The organism is Streptomyces wedmorensis (assembly GCF_000716445.1).
Lineage (GTDB): Bacteria > Actinomycetota > Actinomycetes > Streptomycetales > Streptomycetaceae > Streptomyces > Streptomyces wedmorensis.
In genome coordinates this window covers 1-932 of sequence record NZ_JNWK01000166.1, presented here as the reverse complement: position 1 = coordinate 932, position 932 = coordinate 1, and the positions used below count along the sequence as shown (strand labels likewise).

Annotated in this window: 1 protein-coding gene and 1 pseudogene; both read left to right on the top strand. The window is 74.2% G+C overall.

Going from position 1 to position 932, the window contains the following annotated elements; all coding sequences use genetic code 11:
* Positions 1-88 precede the first annotated feature (88 nt).
* Positions 89-193: pseudogene (locus OO54_RS48200) on the top strand (hypothetical protein); the annotation flags it as partial.
* A gap of 196 nt (positions 194-389) precedes the next feature.
* On the top strand, positions 390-932 hold a 543-nt coding region (locus OO54_RS48195), incomplete at its 3' end, for a condensation domain-containing protein (RefSeq protein WP_234439426.1).

Below are 932 nucleotides of genomic sequence, written 5' to 3'. Positions count from 1 at the left end.
CGACGATCAGATCAAGATCCGGGGCTTCCGGGTCGAGCCGGGGGAGACGGAGGCCGCGCTCCTGTCCCACCCGCGGGTCACCCAGGCGGTGGTGACGGTTCATCAGGAGCGGCTGGCCGCCTACCTGGTGGTGGAGGGGGAGGCGATGGCGCCGGAGGACGTCCGGCGGCACGTGGCCGACCGGCTGCCCGAGCACCTGGTCCCCACCTACGTCACCGTCCTCGACCGGCTGCCCCTGACCCCCAACGGCAAGATCGACAAGCGGGCCCTGCCCGCCCCGGCCGCCCTCTCCAGCGGTGGCCGCGCCCCCCGCACGCCCCTTGAGGAAACCGTCGGCGGGTTCGGGTCTTCTGCCGGCGTTGGTTCCGGGGGAGGGGGATGGCGAGCTGGTGCCGGTGTCGTACGCGCAGCGGCGGTTGTGGCTGCTGGCCCAGCTGGACGGCGGGAGTGCCGCGTACAACGTGCCGACGGTGGTCCGTTTCTCCCCGGGGCTGGAGCTCCCCGTCCTGGAGGCCGCGCTGAACGACGTGGTGGAGCGGCACGCTCCGCTGCGGACGGTGTTCGAGGCGGTCGACGGGGAGCCGTTCCAGCGGGTCCTCGCCCCGGAGCGGGCGCGACTCACGGTCGAGCAGCGGCGCGTGGACGCCGACGGTCTGGACGCCGGCCTCGCAGAGGCCGCCGGTCGGGTCTTCGACCTGGCGTCGGAGATCCCCGTCCGCGCCACGCTCCTCCGGCTCGACGACGACTCGGCCGTCCTGGCGCTCGTCCTGCACCACATCGCGACCGACGGCCTGTCGAACGGGATCTTCTTCGCCGATCTGGAGCGGGCCTACGCCGCTCGTGCGGCGGGTGGGGGCTCGGTGCTGGAGCCGCTCGCGGTGCGATACGCCGACTACGCGGCCTGGCAGCGCCGCGTCCTGGGCCCGGCCGGC